This window comes from Tumebacillus algifaecis, from assembly GCF_002243515.1.
In the GTDB taxonomy this organism is placed as follows: Bacteria; Bacillota; Bacilli; order Tumebacillales; family Tumebacillaceae; genus Tumebacillus_A; species Tumebacillus_A algifaecis.
On the sequence record NZ_CP022657.1, the window covers coordinates 3,259,569 to 3,273,098 of the forward strand.

Sequence of the window (13,530 nt, forward strand, 5' to 3'; positions counted from 1 at the left end):
TGATCGACTGGGCGTGCACCTTTTGACGCCCAGTTCTTTTTCTTGTACACTTACTGTTGATATTTCTGTCCTGTTAGAAAGGAGGCAGCAGATGCTGACCCCTGATAAAATCGAACGAATCAACGTGCTGGCCCGCAAGAAGAAAGCAGGCACGCTGACTCCGGAAGAAACGAAGGAACAACAAGCGTTACGCGAAGAGTACCTCTCCGTGTTCCGACAAAGCTTCCGCAACCAACTCGATGCGATCGAGATTGTCGATGAAGACGACCCCTCGCCAAAACACTAACTCGCATTAAGGGCGCCGATCAATCATCGGCGCCCTTTCTACTCTTTTCACGCCCCCACCGCTTGCGGTGCTCCCGATTTCGAAGTCACAGCAGCACGATTCCACACGCGATGTACCACGCAAAAAACCACCTCTTCGCATCTTGAAGAGGTGGTACCTTTTACCCAACCTGACGTACCAATCGACGCAACACATACCACATCTGTTTGCGGCGGTAATACATGTCTCTCAGTTCCATCACGCCCGCCACGATCCCCGCGATCGTCGAGACGACACGAAGCATACGTATCACTTTCCTAGCCACCGTCTCACGCTCCTCCCAACAAAATGGTGTTCTGGGAATAGTGTGTCCGAGGACAAACGGTGCTATGTGAACTTACAAACTCTCAGCTCGCGTATACAAAACCGACTCCGTTTTCTCCAACGCTTCGGCGACCAACGCCTCCACATCGAGCAGTTCCTCCGCTCGCTCCGCTTCATGGAGTTTCGGACGAGTCTTCGGATTTTTCGGCGTAAAGATCGTGCAGCAATCCTCATACGGTAAAATCGAAGTCTCGTACGTGCCGATCTTCTTGGCGATCTCCATGATGTCGCGCTTGTCCATCGCCACCAGCGGACGCAGGATCGGCATGTTCGTCACATGGTTGATCGTGTACATGCTCTCCAGCGTCTGACTTGCCACCTGCCCGAGCGATTCTCCAGTGACCAGTGCCAAAGCCTTGCGCTTATGGGCCAGTTTCTCAGCGATACGCATCATAAAGCGGCGCATGATCGTGATCGAGTATTCCTCCGGGCAATGCTGACGAATCGCCTTCTGAATCTCCGTAAAATGCACATTGTGTAGTCGAACGCGCGCGCCGTGTTTGGCAAGGATCTTCGCGAGGTCGTTCACCTTCTCTTGCGAACGCTCACTGGTAAACGGGAACGAATGGAAATGGATCGCCTCCACCGTCGCTCCACGCTTCATCGCCAGCCATCCGGCCACCGGGGAATCGATGCCGCCTGAGAGCAGGAGCATGACCCGTCCCGACGTGCCGACCGGCAGACCGCCTGGCCCGTCAATCACATCGCACATCACATACGCCTTCGTCTCGCGCACTTCAACGGTCAGCGTCAGTTCCGGTTTGCGAACATCGACCTTTAACAGGTCCGGGCCGGTGTTGGAGAGCACGTAGCGACCCACTTCTTTCATAATCTGCGGCGATTCCAACGGAAACAGCTTGTTGGCGCGGCGTGCCTCGACTTTAAATGTGACCGGAGTTTGCCGTTTCTCCAATGCGTCACGCACAACGCGCAGCGCGGTCTGTTTGATCTGCTCCATGTCCAGTTCCGCTTCGGCCACCGGAGAGATCGATGAGACGCCCATCACCTGCGTCAACTGCTCCGCCACTTCTTGCGGGTCTGCCTCTCCTACATTTACTTCGATGCGACCGCCCGTTCTGGCGATCTTCACACCCATCCCTTTGACAGACAGGCGCATGTTTTCCAGCAATGCTTTCTCAAATTGCGGGCGGTTCTTACCCTTGATGGCAATTTCACCGCCCATGCGAACGATAAACGTTGTATACATCTTGACCTACCTCCGTGAAAACAGTCGCAAATCTTCAACACTGGACTTCAAAGCTGCCAGCAGCGCATCCACATCTTCGCGGGTTGTCGCAGCATCGAGCGAAATTCGCACCGCGCCCTCCAACTGTTTCTCTGGCAACCCCATCACTTTCAGCACACGAGAGTATATCTTATCTTTGGAAGAACAAGCCGACCCGGTCGAGACGAACACCCCGTGCGTTTCCAGCGCATGCACGAGCACTTCGCCGCGCACCCCTTCGAATGACACGTTGACCACATGCGGGGCTGCCTCCTGCGGCGTATTGATCCGCACGTTAGGAATCTGCGCTACGATCTGTTCGATGATTGTATCACGCAGTTTCTTTAGCTCTGCCATCGCTTGCGGCATCTCCCGCATCGTCCGCTCCACAGCGACGCCAAATCCGACGATCCCTGGCACATTTTCCGTACCGGAGCGCAGCCCCTTTTCCTGACCGCCGCCGTAAAACATCGGGGTCAGCTTCAAGCCTTCGCGCACGTAAAGCGCCCCAACCCCTTTAGGTCCGTGGATCTTATGCGCAGAAACGGCGAGCAAGTCGATCCCCGCGTCCTTGATCTTCAATGGCAGCTTGCCCAACGCCTGGACCGCATCGACGTGAAACAGCGTCTTGTGCTTCTCTTTCAGAAACGCACCGATCTCGCGAATCGGCTGCAGCGCGCCCGTTTCATTGTTCACATACATCACCGAAACCAACACGGTGTCTTCACGCCACGCGGCTATCACCTCGTCCACATCGATCAAGCCATCACGACCGGCTCCGACAAACGTCACTTTCCAGCCGCGAGCTGCTAACTCCTGTGCCGCATCATAGACGCAGGGATGCTCAATCCCGGTGGTGATGATGTGCTTCCCGCGCGAAGCATATTGCTCTGCTGCGCCAAACAAGGCAAGATGATTCGCCTCTGTGCCGCTTGAGGTGAACACGATCTCGCTTTTCTTGACCGCAAGCGCTTTGGCCAGACGCTCTCTGGCTTTGTCCACTTCCTTCTCGGCGAGCAGACCTTTTTTATGTAAGGATGACGGATTACCATAGTTGCTTTCCATCATCGCAACCATCGCCTCGATCACTTCCGGATACGGTTTGGTGGTCGCGCTGTTATCGAGATAAATCTCCCGTTTCATCTTCTACACCCCACCTCTCGGGGCACTGCCAGCCCATAGTTCTACTATAATTCCCTGATGCATCGCTCCTCATTATACAAAAAGAGCCGCCTCATGGCGACTCTAATTGTCAAATTCCCTTTGGATCGGTTAGCAGGATACTTTTTCTGTAAGTTTCTTACCGACAAGGCGAGCCAGATCGACCACGCGCTCGGAGTAACCCCACTCGTTGTCATACCATGCGATAACTTTAACCGTCTTCTCGCCAACAACCATCGTGGACAGACCATCGACGATCGAAGAGCGCGCATCGCCAACAAAGTCGATCGATACGAGCGGTTCGTCAGTAAAGCCAAGGATGCCTTTGAGCGGGCCGTCTGCCGCTTCTTTCAGCGCGGCGTTCACATCATCAACCGTAACATCTTGCGCGAGGTTGGCAACGAGGTCAACCACCGAAACGTTCGGAGTCGGAACACGCATCGAAAAGCCGTTCAATTTGCCTTGCAAGTCGGGCAACACCAAGCCGACCGCTTTCGCTGCCCCGGTCGAAGTCGGGATGATCGACTGTGCGCAAGCGCGGGCACGGCGCAGATCTTTGTGCGGGTTGTCGAGGTTGTTTTGATCGTTGGTGTAGGAGTGAATCGTCGTCATCAGACCGTTCAGGATCGTAAACTTGTCGTGCAGAACTTTCGCAACCGGAGCGAGGCAGTTGGTGGTGCAAGACGCGTTGGAGATCACATCATGCTGATCATGGTCATACGCATCCTCATTGACACCCATGACGATCGTCACGTCTTCATCTTTGCCCGGTGCGGTGATGATCACTTTCTTAGCGCCTGCTGTGATGTGCTGGCCAGCCGTTTCTTTCGAGCGGAATTTGCCTGTCGCTTCGATGACGATGTCCACACCCAGTTCCTTCCACGGCAGATTTAACGGATTGCGGTCGCCGACAATTTTCGTCTCACGGCCGTTCACGATGATGCTGTCATCGGTCGTCTCGATCTCTGCATTAAATTTGCCCTGCACGGAATCATATTTCAAAAGATGCGCAAGCGCTTTCACATCGTGGGTTGCGTTGATGGCTACGATTTCGATTTGCGAATCGAGTGCAGCAGCACGGAATACCATGCGTCCAATACGGCCAAAACCGTTAATTGCAAGTTTGATAGACATATATAAGTACCTCCCCAGCAGTCTGTTGCGTCAGGTTCTACCCTATTTTACACAACAAGCCGCCAATAATCCACACTATATTCGTCTAATTTGCGAAAAAGTATGTCACAATTACATTCTTTTCAAGACCTAGTCTCAATACCTAGTTCTATGTTATAATTGAAAAATCTGTGGAATGGAAGGCGGTTTGTTTATGCTCCGAATCGTTACGGACAGCACTTCAGATCTTACTTCTTCGATGATCGCAGAATTTGGGATCGACACGGTTCCTCTTAATGTGATCTTCGATGGAAAAGCATACGCTGACGGCATCGAAATCAGCAAAGAAGAATTTTATATTAAAATGGCCGAATCCAAAGTTTTGCCGACCACCTCGCAACCCAGCCCAGCTCTGATGCGGGATCGCTTCCAAAAGATCTTGGATGCAGGAGATGACGTTTATTACGTAGGCCTCGCCTCCACACTGTCCGGTACCGTGCAGTCGGCCCGCATCGGACGTGACATGGTCACCGATCCGAACCGCGTGACGATCTACGACTCGTTGAACGCATCGTTCGGTCAAGGTTTGCTGGCACTTGAAGCAGCCAAGATGGCACGAGACGGGAGGACGGCAGAAGAAATCACGTTGCGCTTGCAAGACTTGCGCCGCCGTTTCAAGCTTGTCTTTTCGGTCGCCACCCTGGAAAATCTGCGCAAGTCCGGCCGCATCAACAATCTGGCCTTCCTGTTCGGGTCGTTGCTTTCGATCAAGCCGATCCTGATGCTCGACACCGCAGGGGTCGTGCAACAGTATGACAAGGTGCGCGGCAAGAAAAACGCGCTGGCCACTATCCTGCGTTTCGTTGAAGAGCACCAACCTGAGCCGGAGTTGCTGTTTGGTATCGGCCATGTCGCGGCTCCTGAACAGGCGGTAGAACTACAAGGTGTGCTGCATGAGCTCGGCATCACCAACACAGTGATCATTGAAATTTCTGGCGTCATTGGCGCCCATGTCGGCATCGGCACGACCGGACTGTTCTATGTAGCCCGCTCCTAATCGATAAAAAAGCCACGGTTCCTGTCAAAAGGAACTCCGTGGCTTTTCTGATTTTCTCAACCACCCACCATGTTGCCACTTTTCATAAACCAAAGGCCCAAGGCCAAAAACAACGCGCAGAAAACGAACAGCGCGATCGATAATCGTCTCAAGAACACTGGCCTTCACTCCTTTACTCGCCATTCCTGTCCATTATAGCACAGGGGCGTTGCGCGATTGCACCAGCACTTTAAAATGATCACCGATTCCACCTGGCATGATCAACTGCTTGATCGCTCGATTGCGCTTCATATCGGGGTCGCGAAGCAGGTCGGCGCTTGTCACATCCCGCAAACGCTGCAAGATTCCGGCCTGAAGCAGATATTTTGATTGAGCGCCGTAGAATTCGGTCACCAATCCAGCCTGTGCCCCGACATCCTGCAAGGCTGTAAAGTTCACATCGGTCGTCAAATCCTGCTCCCCAATGTTCGCAAACGGGTCATCGATCAACGTATGCTGATAAAATCCGCGCAATGTGCCATCCATCCGACTTTTATGATGTAGCATCTCCGCATCAAAGCCATAATCGATCGTCACGATCCATCCCGACGCAAGCAGCTCCACGGCCTCTCGGTACCAATCCAACCCTGGCAGGCCAACTTCTGTCACCTGTCCGCGCAGCATCCCACCTGCATAATCGCTCACATACGTTGCGATCCGTTCCTCAGACAGATCGCCTGATACCTGCACAAAATGACCGCAGTCCCCTTCGCGATGCTCACCCACAGTTTTTTCATGCACTCCCTGCAAAGCCTCGACGCCACGATCGTCAGACGTTACCTTCCAGTCCACATAGAGTTCGGCAAGCCCATCAGCCTGCTTCACAACACGATGCACAGGGAAGGCATCAACAAACTCATTGGTCAGTACAGCACCACAGTACTGCCCACCAGCCTTCACTTCCTCTTGGCTCATCCAGATGATCTTGCCCGCGTGCGCGCTCGTCTGCTCCTGCTGAACGGCTCTCAGTGTCGGTGAAATCTCCACGATCAAATACACGACACGTTCATACAACGTCGGATATGTGGACTGCCAGCGGTTCAACAGGTCGCGTGCCAGCATCCCTTCACCCGCACCAAATTCGATCAACGTAAATGGCTTCCCACCCAACAAGGCTGCTTTTTCTGCCAACTGATCGGCCAACACTTCAGCAAAAACCGGATTGATCCCTGGACTGGTGTAAAAATCGCCCGCCTTGCCAAACTTTCGTCTGTCACTCGTGTAATAGCCTAAGTCCGGGTGATACAACGCCCACTCCATAAACTTTGCGAAGGTCCGCGGACCTGCCTGTTTGATCTGTTGCTGAATCCATAACCCTAACTCGGTCACAAGCGTCCCTCTCTCTCAAACTGAAAAACGGCAGGAGAAGGGTCCCCTGCCGTAAACAGAACTGCCTTATTTCACTTCGTTGATGTTTTCGATCACTTTGTCGATCAAGCCGTACTCCAGCGCTTCGTGCGCATCGAACCATTTGTCACGGTCGGAGTCACTTGCTACCTTTTCAACCGTCTGTCCAGTGCGCTCTGCGATGATCTCGTTGATCTTGCCACGCGTATGCAAAATGCGCTTCGCTGCAATCTCGATGTCGGTCGCCTGACCACGTGCACCGCCCAGCGGCTGGTGAATCATCACTTCTGCGTTTGGCAGCGCGATCCGCTTGCCTTTTGCACCAGCCAAGAGCAGGAAGGCGCCCATCGAAGCGGCCATACCGATGCAGATCGTAGACACGTCCGGCTTGATGTACTGCATCGTGTCATAAATAGCAAAACCTGCGGAGATCGAACCACCCGGAGAGTTGATGTACAGGTGGATGTCTTTATCCGGATCATCGGCTGCCAAGAACAACAGCTGTGCGACGATCGAATTCGCTACATCGTCGTTCACTTCTGTGCCGAGGAAAATGATGCGGTCTTTGAGCAGGCGCGAGTAGATATCGTAAGAGCGCTCACCGCGCGAAGTTTGTTCAATGACGTACGGGACGAGATTCATCTGAAAATCCTCCTTATGATACTCACGTTTTTTGGGTAGTGCTACTACTACTAAGTATACCGATTTATGGCCAAAGGTCAAAGACGGTCAGAAGGTCAACAAAGGTCAAATTTGGTCAAAAATAAGAAGTAACTGACTCTTTTGCTTACTCCCCTTTTGCTATCTCTCCCTTATATGCTTCGATGCCGCCCGCCAATACTTCTACCTTATGATAGCCTTCCTCTTCCAATAACATCTTTACTTGCCCAGCGCGGCGTCCTGTACGGCAGACAAGCAAGATTTTATCATCCGGTTCCACATCGTTAAGCGCATAGGAAAGCTCTTGTAACCCGATGTTGATCGACCCTGGAATATGTCCTGCTATGTATTCGTCTTCGCCCCGAATGTCCAAAATGATCTTTGCTTGCTCACTCATGACTACCTTCTCCTCCCACACAAAAGCCCCTTGTGCAACACAAGCGGGCTTTGAGCTACAGATTCAGTTTCGCCTGACTCACCTGCATCTAAACGCGCTATTTGAAACGAACTCCAAATTTGCCACGATTGGTACGGTATAATTCCACTTCTTGCGGAGGCTGCTGTCCATAGATCCGTTTGTCGCCTTCAACCCACATCACAGCACAATAGGCCTCAAACTTGCTGTCGTACAAGCCTGCCCAATAGACCCAAGACAAGTTCCTCACCTCGCTTCGAATTTGACCTTAGTGTTACCGCGAGGAGAGTGAGCTAATCCTGACAGAAAAAACCTGCCCAGCAGGAGTGCGGGCAGGCTCATCCAAACAAAATTATACCCAAACACGGCCTCCGCCAGTGTTCAGCACGTTTTCCTCGCCCAGCACGAAGCGCATGATGGTGGTCGATTCCCAGCCGCGAGTCGAGAAGGATGCGAGCAGACGCTCGAGCACCTGTACTTTGTAGCCTGCGTCGAGCAGATTGTACATGGTCGCCAGAACGGTCATGTCGGAGTCGATCCCAGCCAGATGAACATTTTCGATCTTGTTCTCTTCCAGCAGCTTTTTCATTTCATCGTTGTAAGCGGAGTAGCCACGCTTCTCCACAATTTGAGCTTTCGGATGCTTGAGAAGCAAGGTGTTTTCGTTGTGGTTCTCCTCGTGCTTCCAGTGCGTCAGGATGATCAGGTCATACTGGTCGCCCGAGTTGTCGAGATAGTTCTGACAAAGCGGATATATGTAATCCATGTTGCCGAGAAAATCAGATTGAATATCGGTGATCAACAAAGCTTTTTTCATGATCGACCCTCACCTTTCCAGCCAGTTCATATTCTTTTCTATGGTAACAAAGAAGAGATAGGTTGTAAATTAGTGTTTGTGGACAGTGTTTGACGTTATTTTGTCAGTTCCAACTGATCCAGAATCTTCTGCAGTTCGCCTCGAACCATGCCGGCCATCGTTAAACGACCCAGGGCCTGCCCGTGATGGCCCGTGATTTCAACCACGCCTTCAACCTCTTCCAGCGCTTCGCCAAAGCCACGCTCAGTCAGTTCCGCACGCATCCCTTCGATCTGCTCATAATTCTTTTTCATGCCGGCTTTCGCTTGCCCAATGTATTCATCCATAGATTCAATCAACTTGAGGAGCTGCGCTTTGGGATCTGCCATGTTCACGTTTCCCTCCTGTGTTCTATCGTTTCCCGTCTAACCGAAATTATTATAGCATAGTTACTCCCCGCGCGCTTCCCAGATCAACTCGCTCAACTTCTCCGTCTCTTCTTCAAGCAGTTCATGCACCAATTCCAGACGCTTCATCAAGTTGTTGCTGAGCAGCACCGCCTGTTTTAGCTCGCTTTGGATATGTAGAAAAGACGGAATCATCCACGACAAAAATTCCGGATCATTCGGTAGATTGATCTTTTCATAGGGGGTTTTCAGCGCCATCGAAAGCAGTTTGTGATAGCGCTCGAACAAAGCCCGCAGATCGAACTGCTCTTTCGTAGCAGCGGCCAAAGCCAGGCTGTCAATCACCTCATCCTCATAGGGTTCGACGACAGCTGTCAAACACTCGCCGTCATAGGAGGAGGTCAAGATCTTAAAGCGCCCTTCGCCTCTGGTCGTGATCAACATCCGCCCGTCTTCGAGGCGGGTCATCGATTGAATTCTCGCGACCGTGCCCACTTCTGCCGTCGTCGCCTGTCCGCCCGACTCGACGCCCGCAACGATCTGCACGACGCCAAACGGCACGTCGTGTTCCACACACATCTCGATCATCGTGCGATAACGAGGTTCAAAAATATGCAACGGCAAAAGTCCATGCGGATACAGCACCGTATGCAGCGGAAACAGCTGTAATTGGAACGTTGACATCCCCCGATTCCCCTTCCCAAATGAAGACTGATCATTGCCTCTATTATAAACCCTGCCTGGCAGGACTTGTAGAAGCACATTGAAAATCGTACTATTGATGGGTACATACTTTGCATGAACTATTACGGAAAAGAGGTGTTCCTTCTATGTATATCAACATGTATGACCAACAAGAAGAGACAGTTACCCGATTTGTCGGCTTTGTCGGCAATCATCGTTGGGATTTGGCAATCACCCAGACCCAACATTTTTACGGCAAATGCTTGGTCATCAACATTCAATCGGGCCGCAGTGCCATTTTGAACAAAGAGGACTTGGAAGAGGATAAGCGCCACATCCTCGCCGCACAGTTCGGCTTGACCGACGAGGAAGAGACGGACGAATTGGCGGAGTTCCTGCTCGGCAACCTGCCCCAATAATCGAATTCGCCGACCTGAGCCCATAGAAAAGGCATGTCTCTCGATCTCCGAAGACATGCCTTTTTGAGTTGACCACGATTAATCGGTCGTGAAAAAGTGTCCGTAGCGCTCTTGCATGTGCTCCACCACTTCCCGATACTCATCCTGATCGGTGACGTTGGACAGCTCATAATCGCCCGTTCCGGTCGCAGCGGCGCGGAAGAAGATCAGTTCATGGTTCTCCAGGTTCTCGCGGTCATAGAACAGCGCGTACTCTTTGCGCTGGCAGGTAAAATACGCCCCCATCGCATAGCGCCCTTCGCGGTGTTCCTCGTTGACCTGCACGAAGAAGATCGAGGAGATGAGCTCTTTGATCTGCTCGATGTACAGTTCGCCCGGATATTCCAATATGTATGTGCCATCCGCTTTCTGCTCGTCGATGCGGAAGATTTCCTTTTTCTCATCGCGTTCAAAATCGATCAGCAACAGGTGAACGTCCTCATGGAAAAACGCGAATTCACGACCTTTTATAAACTGAAACTTGTGGTGTTCCAAACGTGTCCCTCCTTTTGGGAAAAACAGCAGGGCTGCTTGTACGGCCCTGCTGCTGAGAGGTTGGGATTAGTTTTCCCAAGATTCGTATTGTTTTCGCACTGCCTTTTCGGTGTTTTCTTTCGTAATCGAAGCACACATGAAAAGCAAGCCGAAAACCGCGGCTACGGCACAGATCGTTCCGATCATCGCGCGTCGCCCCCTTTCCAGTCTTTCATATACCCTTTACAAGGAAGCGTTATACATATACCCCCTTTAGCATAAAAGTACCATCATCCAACGTCAAGTGAATATCTCTTGAACAAAGTAGCAGAAACTAGCAACGACCAGCAAAGGAGGGGTACATATCAAGTACGAACAACACGCCCATCGCACGTATGAAACCAAAGTCGGCAATGTCGAGCAATCGACCCGGACGCTGATCAATAGCGCCCTGTTCTACATGAGCGACCCGAGCCTTCCCGATGCGCTGTCCAATGCGAGACGATGTCTGGAGACGGCCAAATATGTGCTCGAAGGCATCTACATGCCCACCTCGCCCGAGGAAAGCACCACGCCTTTGGCGCACGTCGCGGACAGCGAATGGCCGCACGGTCACGTGGAATCTTGGGGATTTACCAACAATACGGACTAAAACGCTCACCCCACATTGCGACAGATGTGGGGTTTCGTCTATAATGGAAAAAGGAGAAAAGGAGGACGTTTCGATGTCTATGCTCAATCGATACTTTTTCTACGCGATCTGCTTCATTCTGGTCGTCGTTGGGATTATTTCGCAGTCCTATGCCCTGTTGGGCCTCTCGTTTGTCGCCGGGATCGTCGTCGGCCTGATCACCGAATTTTACGACAATCGTCGCGATGAGAAGTTCAAGCATCTGAACGCGAATCATCAATACAAGCACTAATCATCGTATCCACATCCCAGCATGGGGTGTGGATTCTTTCAGATAGGAGGGTTTTACATGACAATACTCGACCGTAATGAGATCTGGGCCCAAGCGTTTGAGTTAGGCGAAATGATTCTGCGCACACCTGAGGTCGATCATTATAAAAAATGCGAACAGCAGATGAATGACAACAAGGAACTGGCCTCAATGGTCGCTAAGTTCAAAGAAATGCAAGAAAACTACGACCGTCTGGCCGAATACTCGCAAGGCGCACATCTTGACAGCCTGCGCCAAGATATGAGAAAAATGCAGACCGAACTGGACGCCTACCCAGAAGTACAGGCTTACAAAGCGGCGATGGGGAAAGTGGACGAACTGCTCCAAGCGGTCACCGGCAAAATTGCTGCTACCATCTCGGAAAAATCGGGCGAATAGTAACCTTGGCGTAATCTCCCTGTATTTGACGGAGAAAAACGAGCATGCTATTATTATCCAAGACTTTTACCTAAGGAAGAGAGGGATCACCTCATGTCCGACAATAACCATGTACATGACGAAAACTGCAACCACGAGCACGAAGAAGTCGTTATCCTGACCGATGACGAGGGCAACGAGCGTGAGTTTATCATCGTTGAAACCATGCAGGTCGAAGAACAGCACTACGCAATCCTCGTAGCTGCAGACGGCACTGAAGATGATGGCTTTATCATGCGTATCGAAGAAGACGAAGAGGGCGAAGAGTACCTCATCGACATCGAAGAAGAGCAAGAGTGGAACCGCGTCGTTGCTGCCTACGAAAAGATGGCTGACGCTGAGTAATCGAAATGCCACTGTTTTCGGACAGTGGCTTTTTCATTTTTCAAAACGCCCTTGGAGGGGAATTCCATGAAGTACGATTGCATCGTCATCGGCGGCGGACCATCCGGCCTGATGGCTTCCATCTCCGCCGGCATGCATGGCGCCAAGGTGCTGTTGCTCGAAAAAGGGGACAAACTTGGCCGCAAGTTGCTGATTTCTGGCGGCGGCCGCTGCAATGTGACGAACAACAAAGAGATCGACGAACTGATCAAACACATCCCCGGAAACGGCCGCTTTATGCACGGGCCGTTTTCTGTGTTCAACAATCGTGACATCATCCGCTTTTTCGAAGACCTCGGCATCAAATTGAAAGAAGAGGACCGGGGCCGGATGTTCCCTGTCTCGGACAAAGCCAAATCGGTGCTCGACGCATTGTTGCGCAAGATGGACGAGTTGGACATCACGATCAAAACCAATACGCCTGTCGCTCATGTTCGCTATGAAAATGGGGAAACGGTCGGCGTAACGTTGCGCGGTGGACAAAAGTTCGACAGCAAAGCGGTGATCATCGCCGTCGGCGGTATGTCGGTGCCCAAGACCGGTTCGACTGGTGACGGATATGCCTGGGCGCGTGAAGCAGGGCACACGATCACCGATCTGTACCCGACCGAAGTGCCGATCAAATCCCGCGAGCCGTGGATTCGCGACCTGCAAGGTCTCTCCTTGCGCCACATCGAGCTCACCGTCCTTAATGCCAAAGGCAAAAAGATCATCGTGCATGAAGGCGACATGATTTTTACCCACTTCGGAATCTCCGGCCCTGCCGTGCTGCGCTGCTCCCAATTTGTTGTTAAAGAGTTAAAAAAGGGGACCGATCAGGTACAACTGTTGCTCGACCTTTTCCCAGACAAGACACTCGATGAGGTACAAAAGGAACTGCACAGACTGGCCGAACTGGAACCGAAAAAAGCGTTCAAAAACGTGATCAAAGGCTATCTTCCCGAGCGAATGATCCCGCTTTTCCTCAGCAGAGCAGGGCTACAAGAAGACACCACCTTCGCCAATCTGCCCAAAAAGCCGCTCGCTGATCTGGCAGAGCTGATCAAAGGACTGCCGATCCACGCAGCGGGTACGCTCTCGATCGAAGAAGCGTTCATCACCGGCGGCGGCGTGCATCTCAAGGAAGTGACGCCAAGCACCATGCAGTCCAAGCTGATGCCTGGCCTGTTCTTCTGCGGCGAAGTGCTCGACCTGCACGGCTACACAGGTGGCTTCAACATCACCGTCGCCTTTTCGACCGGTTATGTGGCTGGAAAAAGTGCTGCAGAATGCTAAAAAGTCC

Annotated in this window: 19 protein-coding genes; 8 read left to right on the top strand and 11 right to left on the bottom strand. The window is 52.0% G+C overall.

The annotated features are described in order from the left end of the window. The first annotated feature begins 91 nt into the window (after positions 1 to 91). A complete protein-coding gene (locus CIG75_RS14035) occupies positions 92 to 286 on the top strand; it encodes a DUF896 domain-containing protein (RefSeq protein WP_094237206.1) in 195 nt (64 codons plus the stop codon). A 160-nt stretch (positions 287 to 446) separates the two neighbouring features. Here the strand turns inward: CIG75_RS14035 and CIG75_RS20775 are convergent, their stop codons facing one another. From CIG75_RS20775 to CIG75_RS14050, 4 genes are all read right to left on the bottom strand, one after another. Beyond that, positions 447 to 590 (bottom strand): hypothetical protein, encoded by a 144-nt coding sequence (locus CIG75_RS20775; protein ID WP_157729560.1) that lies wholly within the window; start codon positions 588 to 590, stop codon positions 447 to 449. 72 nt (positions 591 to 662) lie between these two features. Further along, positions 663 to 1,856 (bottom strand): tRNA uracil 4-sulfurtransferase ThiI, encoded by a 1,194-nt coding sequence (gene thiI / locus CIG75_RS14040; RefSeq protein ID WP_094237207.1) that lies wholly within the window; start codon positions 1,854 to 1,856, stop codon positions 663 to 665. A gap of 6 nt (positions 1,857 to 1,862) precedes the next feature. After that, positions 1,863 to 3,017, bottom strand: coding sequence for a cysteine desulfurase family protein (locus tag CIG75_RS14045; protein ID WP_094237208.1), 1,155 nt, complete (start codon positions 3,015 to 3,017; stop codon positions 1,863 to 1,865). A 129-nt stretch (positions 3,018 to 3,146) separates the two neighbouring features. Then, complete coding sequence (locus CIG75_RS14050; protein ID WP_094237209.1) at positions 3,147 to 4,169, bottom strand: glyceraldehyde-3-phosphate dehydrogenase; 1,023 nt, start codon at positions 4,167 to 4,169, stop codon at positions 3,147 to 3,149. A 193-nt stretch (positions 4,170 to 4,362) separates the two neighbouring features. Between CIG75_RS14050 and CIG75_RS14055 the strand changes: the two genes are divergently transcribed. Continuing rightward, entirely contained in the window at positions 4,363 to 5,205 is an 843-nt protein-coding gene (locus CIG75_RS14055; protein WP_157729561.1) for a DegV family protein, read from the top strand. Positions 5,206 to 5,397: 192 nt separating this feature from the next. On the opposite strand, the gene CIG75_RS14060 is transcribed toward CIG75_RS14055, so the two are convergent. The 6 genes from CIG75_RS14060 to CIG75_RS14085 form a co-directional block, all read right to left on the bottom strand. Beyond that, positions 5,398 to 6,573: a class I SAM-dependent methyltransferase gene (locus CIG75_RS14060; RefSeq protein ID WP_094237211.1), complete on the bottom strand. Its 1,176-nt coding sequence runs from the start codon at positions 6,571 to 6,573 to the stop codon at positions 5,398 to 5,400. Positions 6,574 to 6,639: 66 nt separating this feature from the next. Next, positions 6,640 to 7,314: an ATP-dependent Clp endopeptidase proteolytic subunit ClpP gene (gene clpP, locus CIG75_RS14065; RefSeq protein WP_265415037.1), complete on the bottom strand. Its 675-nt coding sequence runs from the start codon at positions 7,312 to 7,314 to the stop codon at positions 6,640 to 6,642. A gap of 64 nt (positions 7,315 to 7,378) precedes the next feature. Continuing rightward, entirely contained in the window at positions 7,379 to 7,648 is a 270-nt protein-coding gene (locus CIG75_RS14070) for a rhodanese-like domain-containing protein (RefSeq protein ID WP_094237213.1), read from the bottom strand. Positions 7,649 to 8,018: 370 nt separating this feature from the next. Further along, on the bottom strand, positions 8,019 to 8,483 hold the full coding sequence (locus CIG75_RS14075) for an isochorismatase family protein (RefSeq protein ID WP_094237214.1): 465 nt from the start codon (positions 8,481 to 8,483) through the stop codon (positions 8,019 to 8,021). Between the two features lie 95 nt (positions 8,484 to 8,578). After that, positions 8,579 to 8,851 carry a hypothetical protein gene (locus CIG75_RS14080; protein WP_094237215.1) on the bottom strand — a complete coding sequence of 91 codons (273 nt, stop codon included), beginning with the start codon at positions 8,849 to 8,851 and terminating at the stop codon, positions 8,579 to 8,581. A 60-nt stretch (positions 8,852 to 8,911) separates the two neighbouring features. Further along, the gene (locus CIG75_RS14085) at positions 8,912 to 9,553 is read right to left on the bottom strand and encodes an LON peptidase substrate-binding domain-containing protein (RefSeq protein ID WP_094237216.1); all 642 of its coding nucleotides are present in this window, start codon (positions 9,551 to 9,553) and stop codon (positions 8,912 to 8,914) included. Between the two features lie 146 nt (positions 9,554 to 9,699). Between CIG75_RS14085 and CIG75_RS14090 the strand changes: the two genes are divergently transcribed. After that, on the top strand, positions 9,700 to 9,972 hold the full coding sequence (locus CIG75_RS14090) for a DUF3055 domain-containing protein (protein ID WP_094237217.1): 273 nt from the start codon (positions 9,700 to 9,702) through the stop codon (positions 9,970 to 9,972). A gap of 78 nt (positions 9,973 to 10,050) precedes the next feature. On the opposite strand, the gene CIG75_RS14095 is transcribed toward CIG75_RS14090, so the two are convergent. After that, positions 10,051 to 10,506, bottom strand: a complete 456-nt coding sequence (locus tag CIG75_RS14095; RefSeq protein WP_094237218.1) for a DUF1292 domain-containing protein — start codon at positions 10,504 to 10,506, stop codon at positions 10,051 to 10,053. Positions 10,507 to 10,945: 439 nt separating this feature from the next. Here CIG75_RS14095 and CIG75_RS20780 point away from each other — a divergent pair, with 439 nt between their 5' ends. The 5 genes from CIG75_RS20780 to CIG75_RS14115 all read left to right on the top strand — a co-directional run bounded on the left by CIG75_RS20780 (position 10,946) and on the right by CIG75_RS14115 (position 13,523). Next, on the top strand, positions 10,946 to 11,137 hold the full coding sequence (locus CIG75_RS20780; RefSeq protein WP_157729562.1) for a hypothetical protein: 192 nt from the start codon (positions 10,946 to 10,948) through the stop codon (positions 11,135 to 11,137). Positions 11,138 to 11,210: 73 nt separating this feature from the next. Then, a complete protein-coding gene (locus CIG75_RS14100; protein ID WP_094237219.1) occupies positions 11,211 to 11,408 on the top strand; it encodes a hypothetical protein in 198 nt (65 codons plus the stop codon). Positions 11,409 to 11,465: 57 nt separating this feature from the next. Then, a complete protein-coding gene (locus CIG75_RS14105; RefSeq protein WP_157729563.1) occupies positions 11,466 to 11,825 on the top strand; it encodes a YlbF/YmcA family competence regulator in 360 nt (119 codons plus the stop codon). A gap of 93 nt (positions 11,826 to 11,918) precedes the next feature. Continuing rightward, positions 11,919 to 12,209, top strand: coding sequence for a DUF1292 domain-containing protein (locus CIG75_RS14110; protein ID WP_094237221.1), 291 nt, complete (start codon positions 11,919 to 11,921; stop codon positions 12,207 to 12,209). Positions 12,210 to 12,275: 66 nt separating this feature from the next. After that, entirely contained in the window at positions 12,276 to 13,523 is a 1,248-nt protein-coding gene (locus CIG75_RS14115) for a BaiN/RdsA family NAD(P)/FAD-dependent oxidoreductase (protein WP_094237222.1), read from the top strand. Positions 13,524 to 13,530 lie beyond the last annotated feature (7 nt).

Bases quoted from the DNA above. Each gene is read 5' to 3' on its own strand.
- CIG75_RS14035 (WP_094237206.1), top strand. From the start codon at position 92: ATGCTGACCCCTGATAAAATCGAACGAATCAACGTGCTGGCCCGCAAG.
- thiI (WP_094237207.1), bottom strand. From the start codon at position 1,856: ATGTATACAACGTTTATCGTTCGCATGGGCGGTGAAATTGCCATCAAG.
- CIG75_RS14045 (WP_094237208.1), bottom strand. From the start codon at position 3,017: ATGAAACGGGAGATTTATCTCGATAACAGCGCGACCACCAAACCGTAT.
- CIG75_RS14050 (WP_094237209.1), bottom strand. From the start codon at position 4,169: ATGTCTATCAAACTTGCAATTAACGGTTTTGGCCGTATTGGACGCATG.
- CIG75_RS14055 (WP_157729561.1), top strand. From the start codon at position 4,363: ATGCTCCGAATCGTTACGGACAGCACTTCAGATCTTACTTCTTCGATG.
- CIG75_RS14070 (WP_094237213.1), bottom strand. From the start codon at position 7,648: ATGAGTGAGCAAGCAAAGATCATTTTGGACATTCGGGGCGAAGACGAA.
- CIG75_RS14075 (WP_094237214.1), bottom strand. From the start codon at position 8,483: ATGAAAAAAGCTTTGTTGATCACCGATATTCAATCTGATTTTCTCGGC.
- CIG75_RS14080 (WP_094237215.1), bottom strand. From the start codon at position 8,851: ATGGCAGATCCCAAAGCGCAGCTCCTCAAGTTGATTGAATCTATGGAT.
- CIG75_RS14085 (WP_094237216.1), bottom strand. From the start codon at position 9,553: ATGTCAACGTTCCAATTACAGCTGTTTCCGCTGCATACGGTGCTGTAT.
- CIG75_RS14090 (WP_094237217.1), top strand. From the start codon at position 9,700: ATGTATATCAACATGTATGACCAACAAGAAGAGACAGTTACCCGATTT.
- CIG75_RS20780 (WP_157729562.1), top strand. From the start codon at position 10,946: ATGAGCGACCCGAGCCTTCCCGATGCGCTGTCCAATGCGAGACGATGT.
- CIG75_RS14100 (WP_094237219.1), top strand. From the start codon at position 11,211: ATGTCTATGCTCAATCGATACTTTTTCTACGCGATCTGCTTCATTCTG.
- CIG75_RS14105 (WP_157729563.1), top strand. From the start codon at position 11,466: ATGACAATACTCGACCGTAATGAGATCTGGGCCCAAGCGTTTGAGTTA.
- CIG75_RS14110 (WP_094237221.1), top strand. From the start codon at position 11,919: ATGTCCGACAATAACCATGTACATGACGAAAACTGCAACCACGAGCAC.
- CIG75_RS14115 (WP_094237222.1), top strand. From the start codon at position 12,276: ATGAAGTACGATTGCATCGTCATCGGCGGCGGACCATCCGGCCTGATG.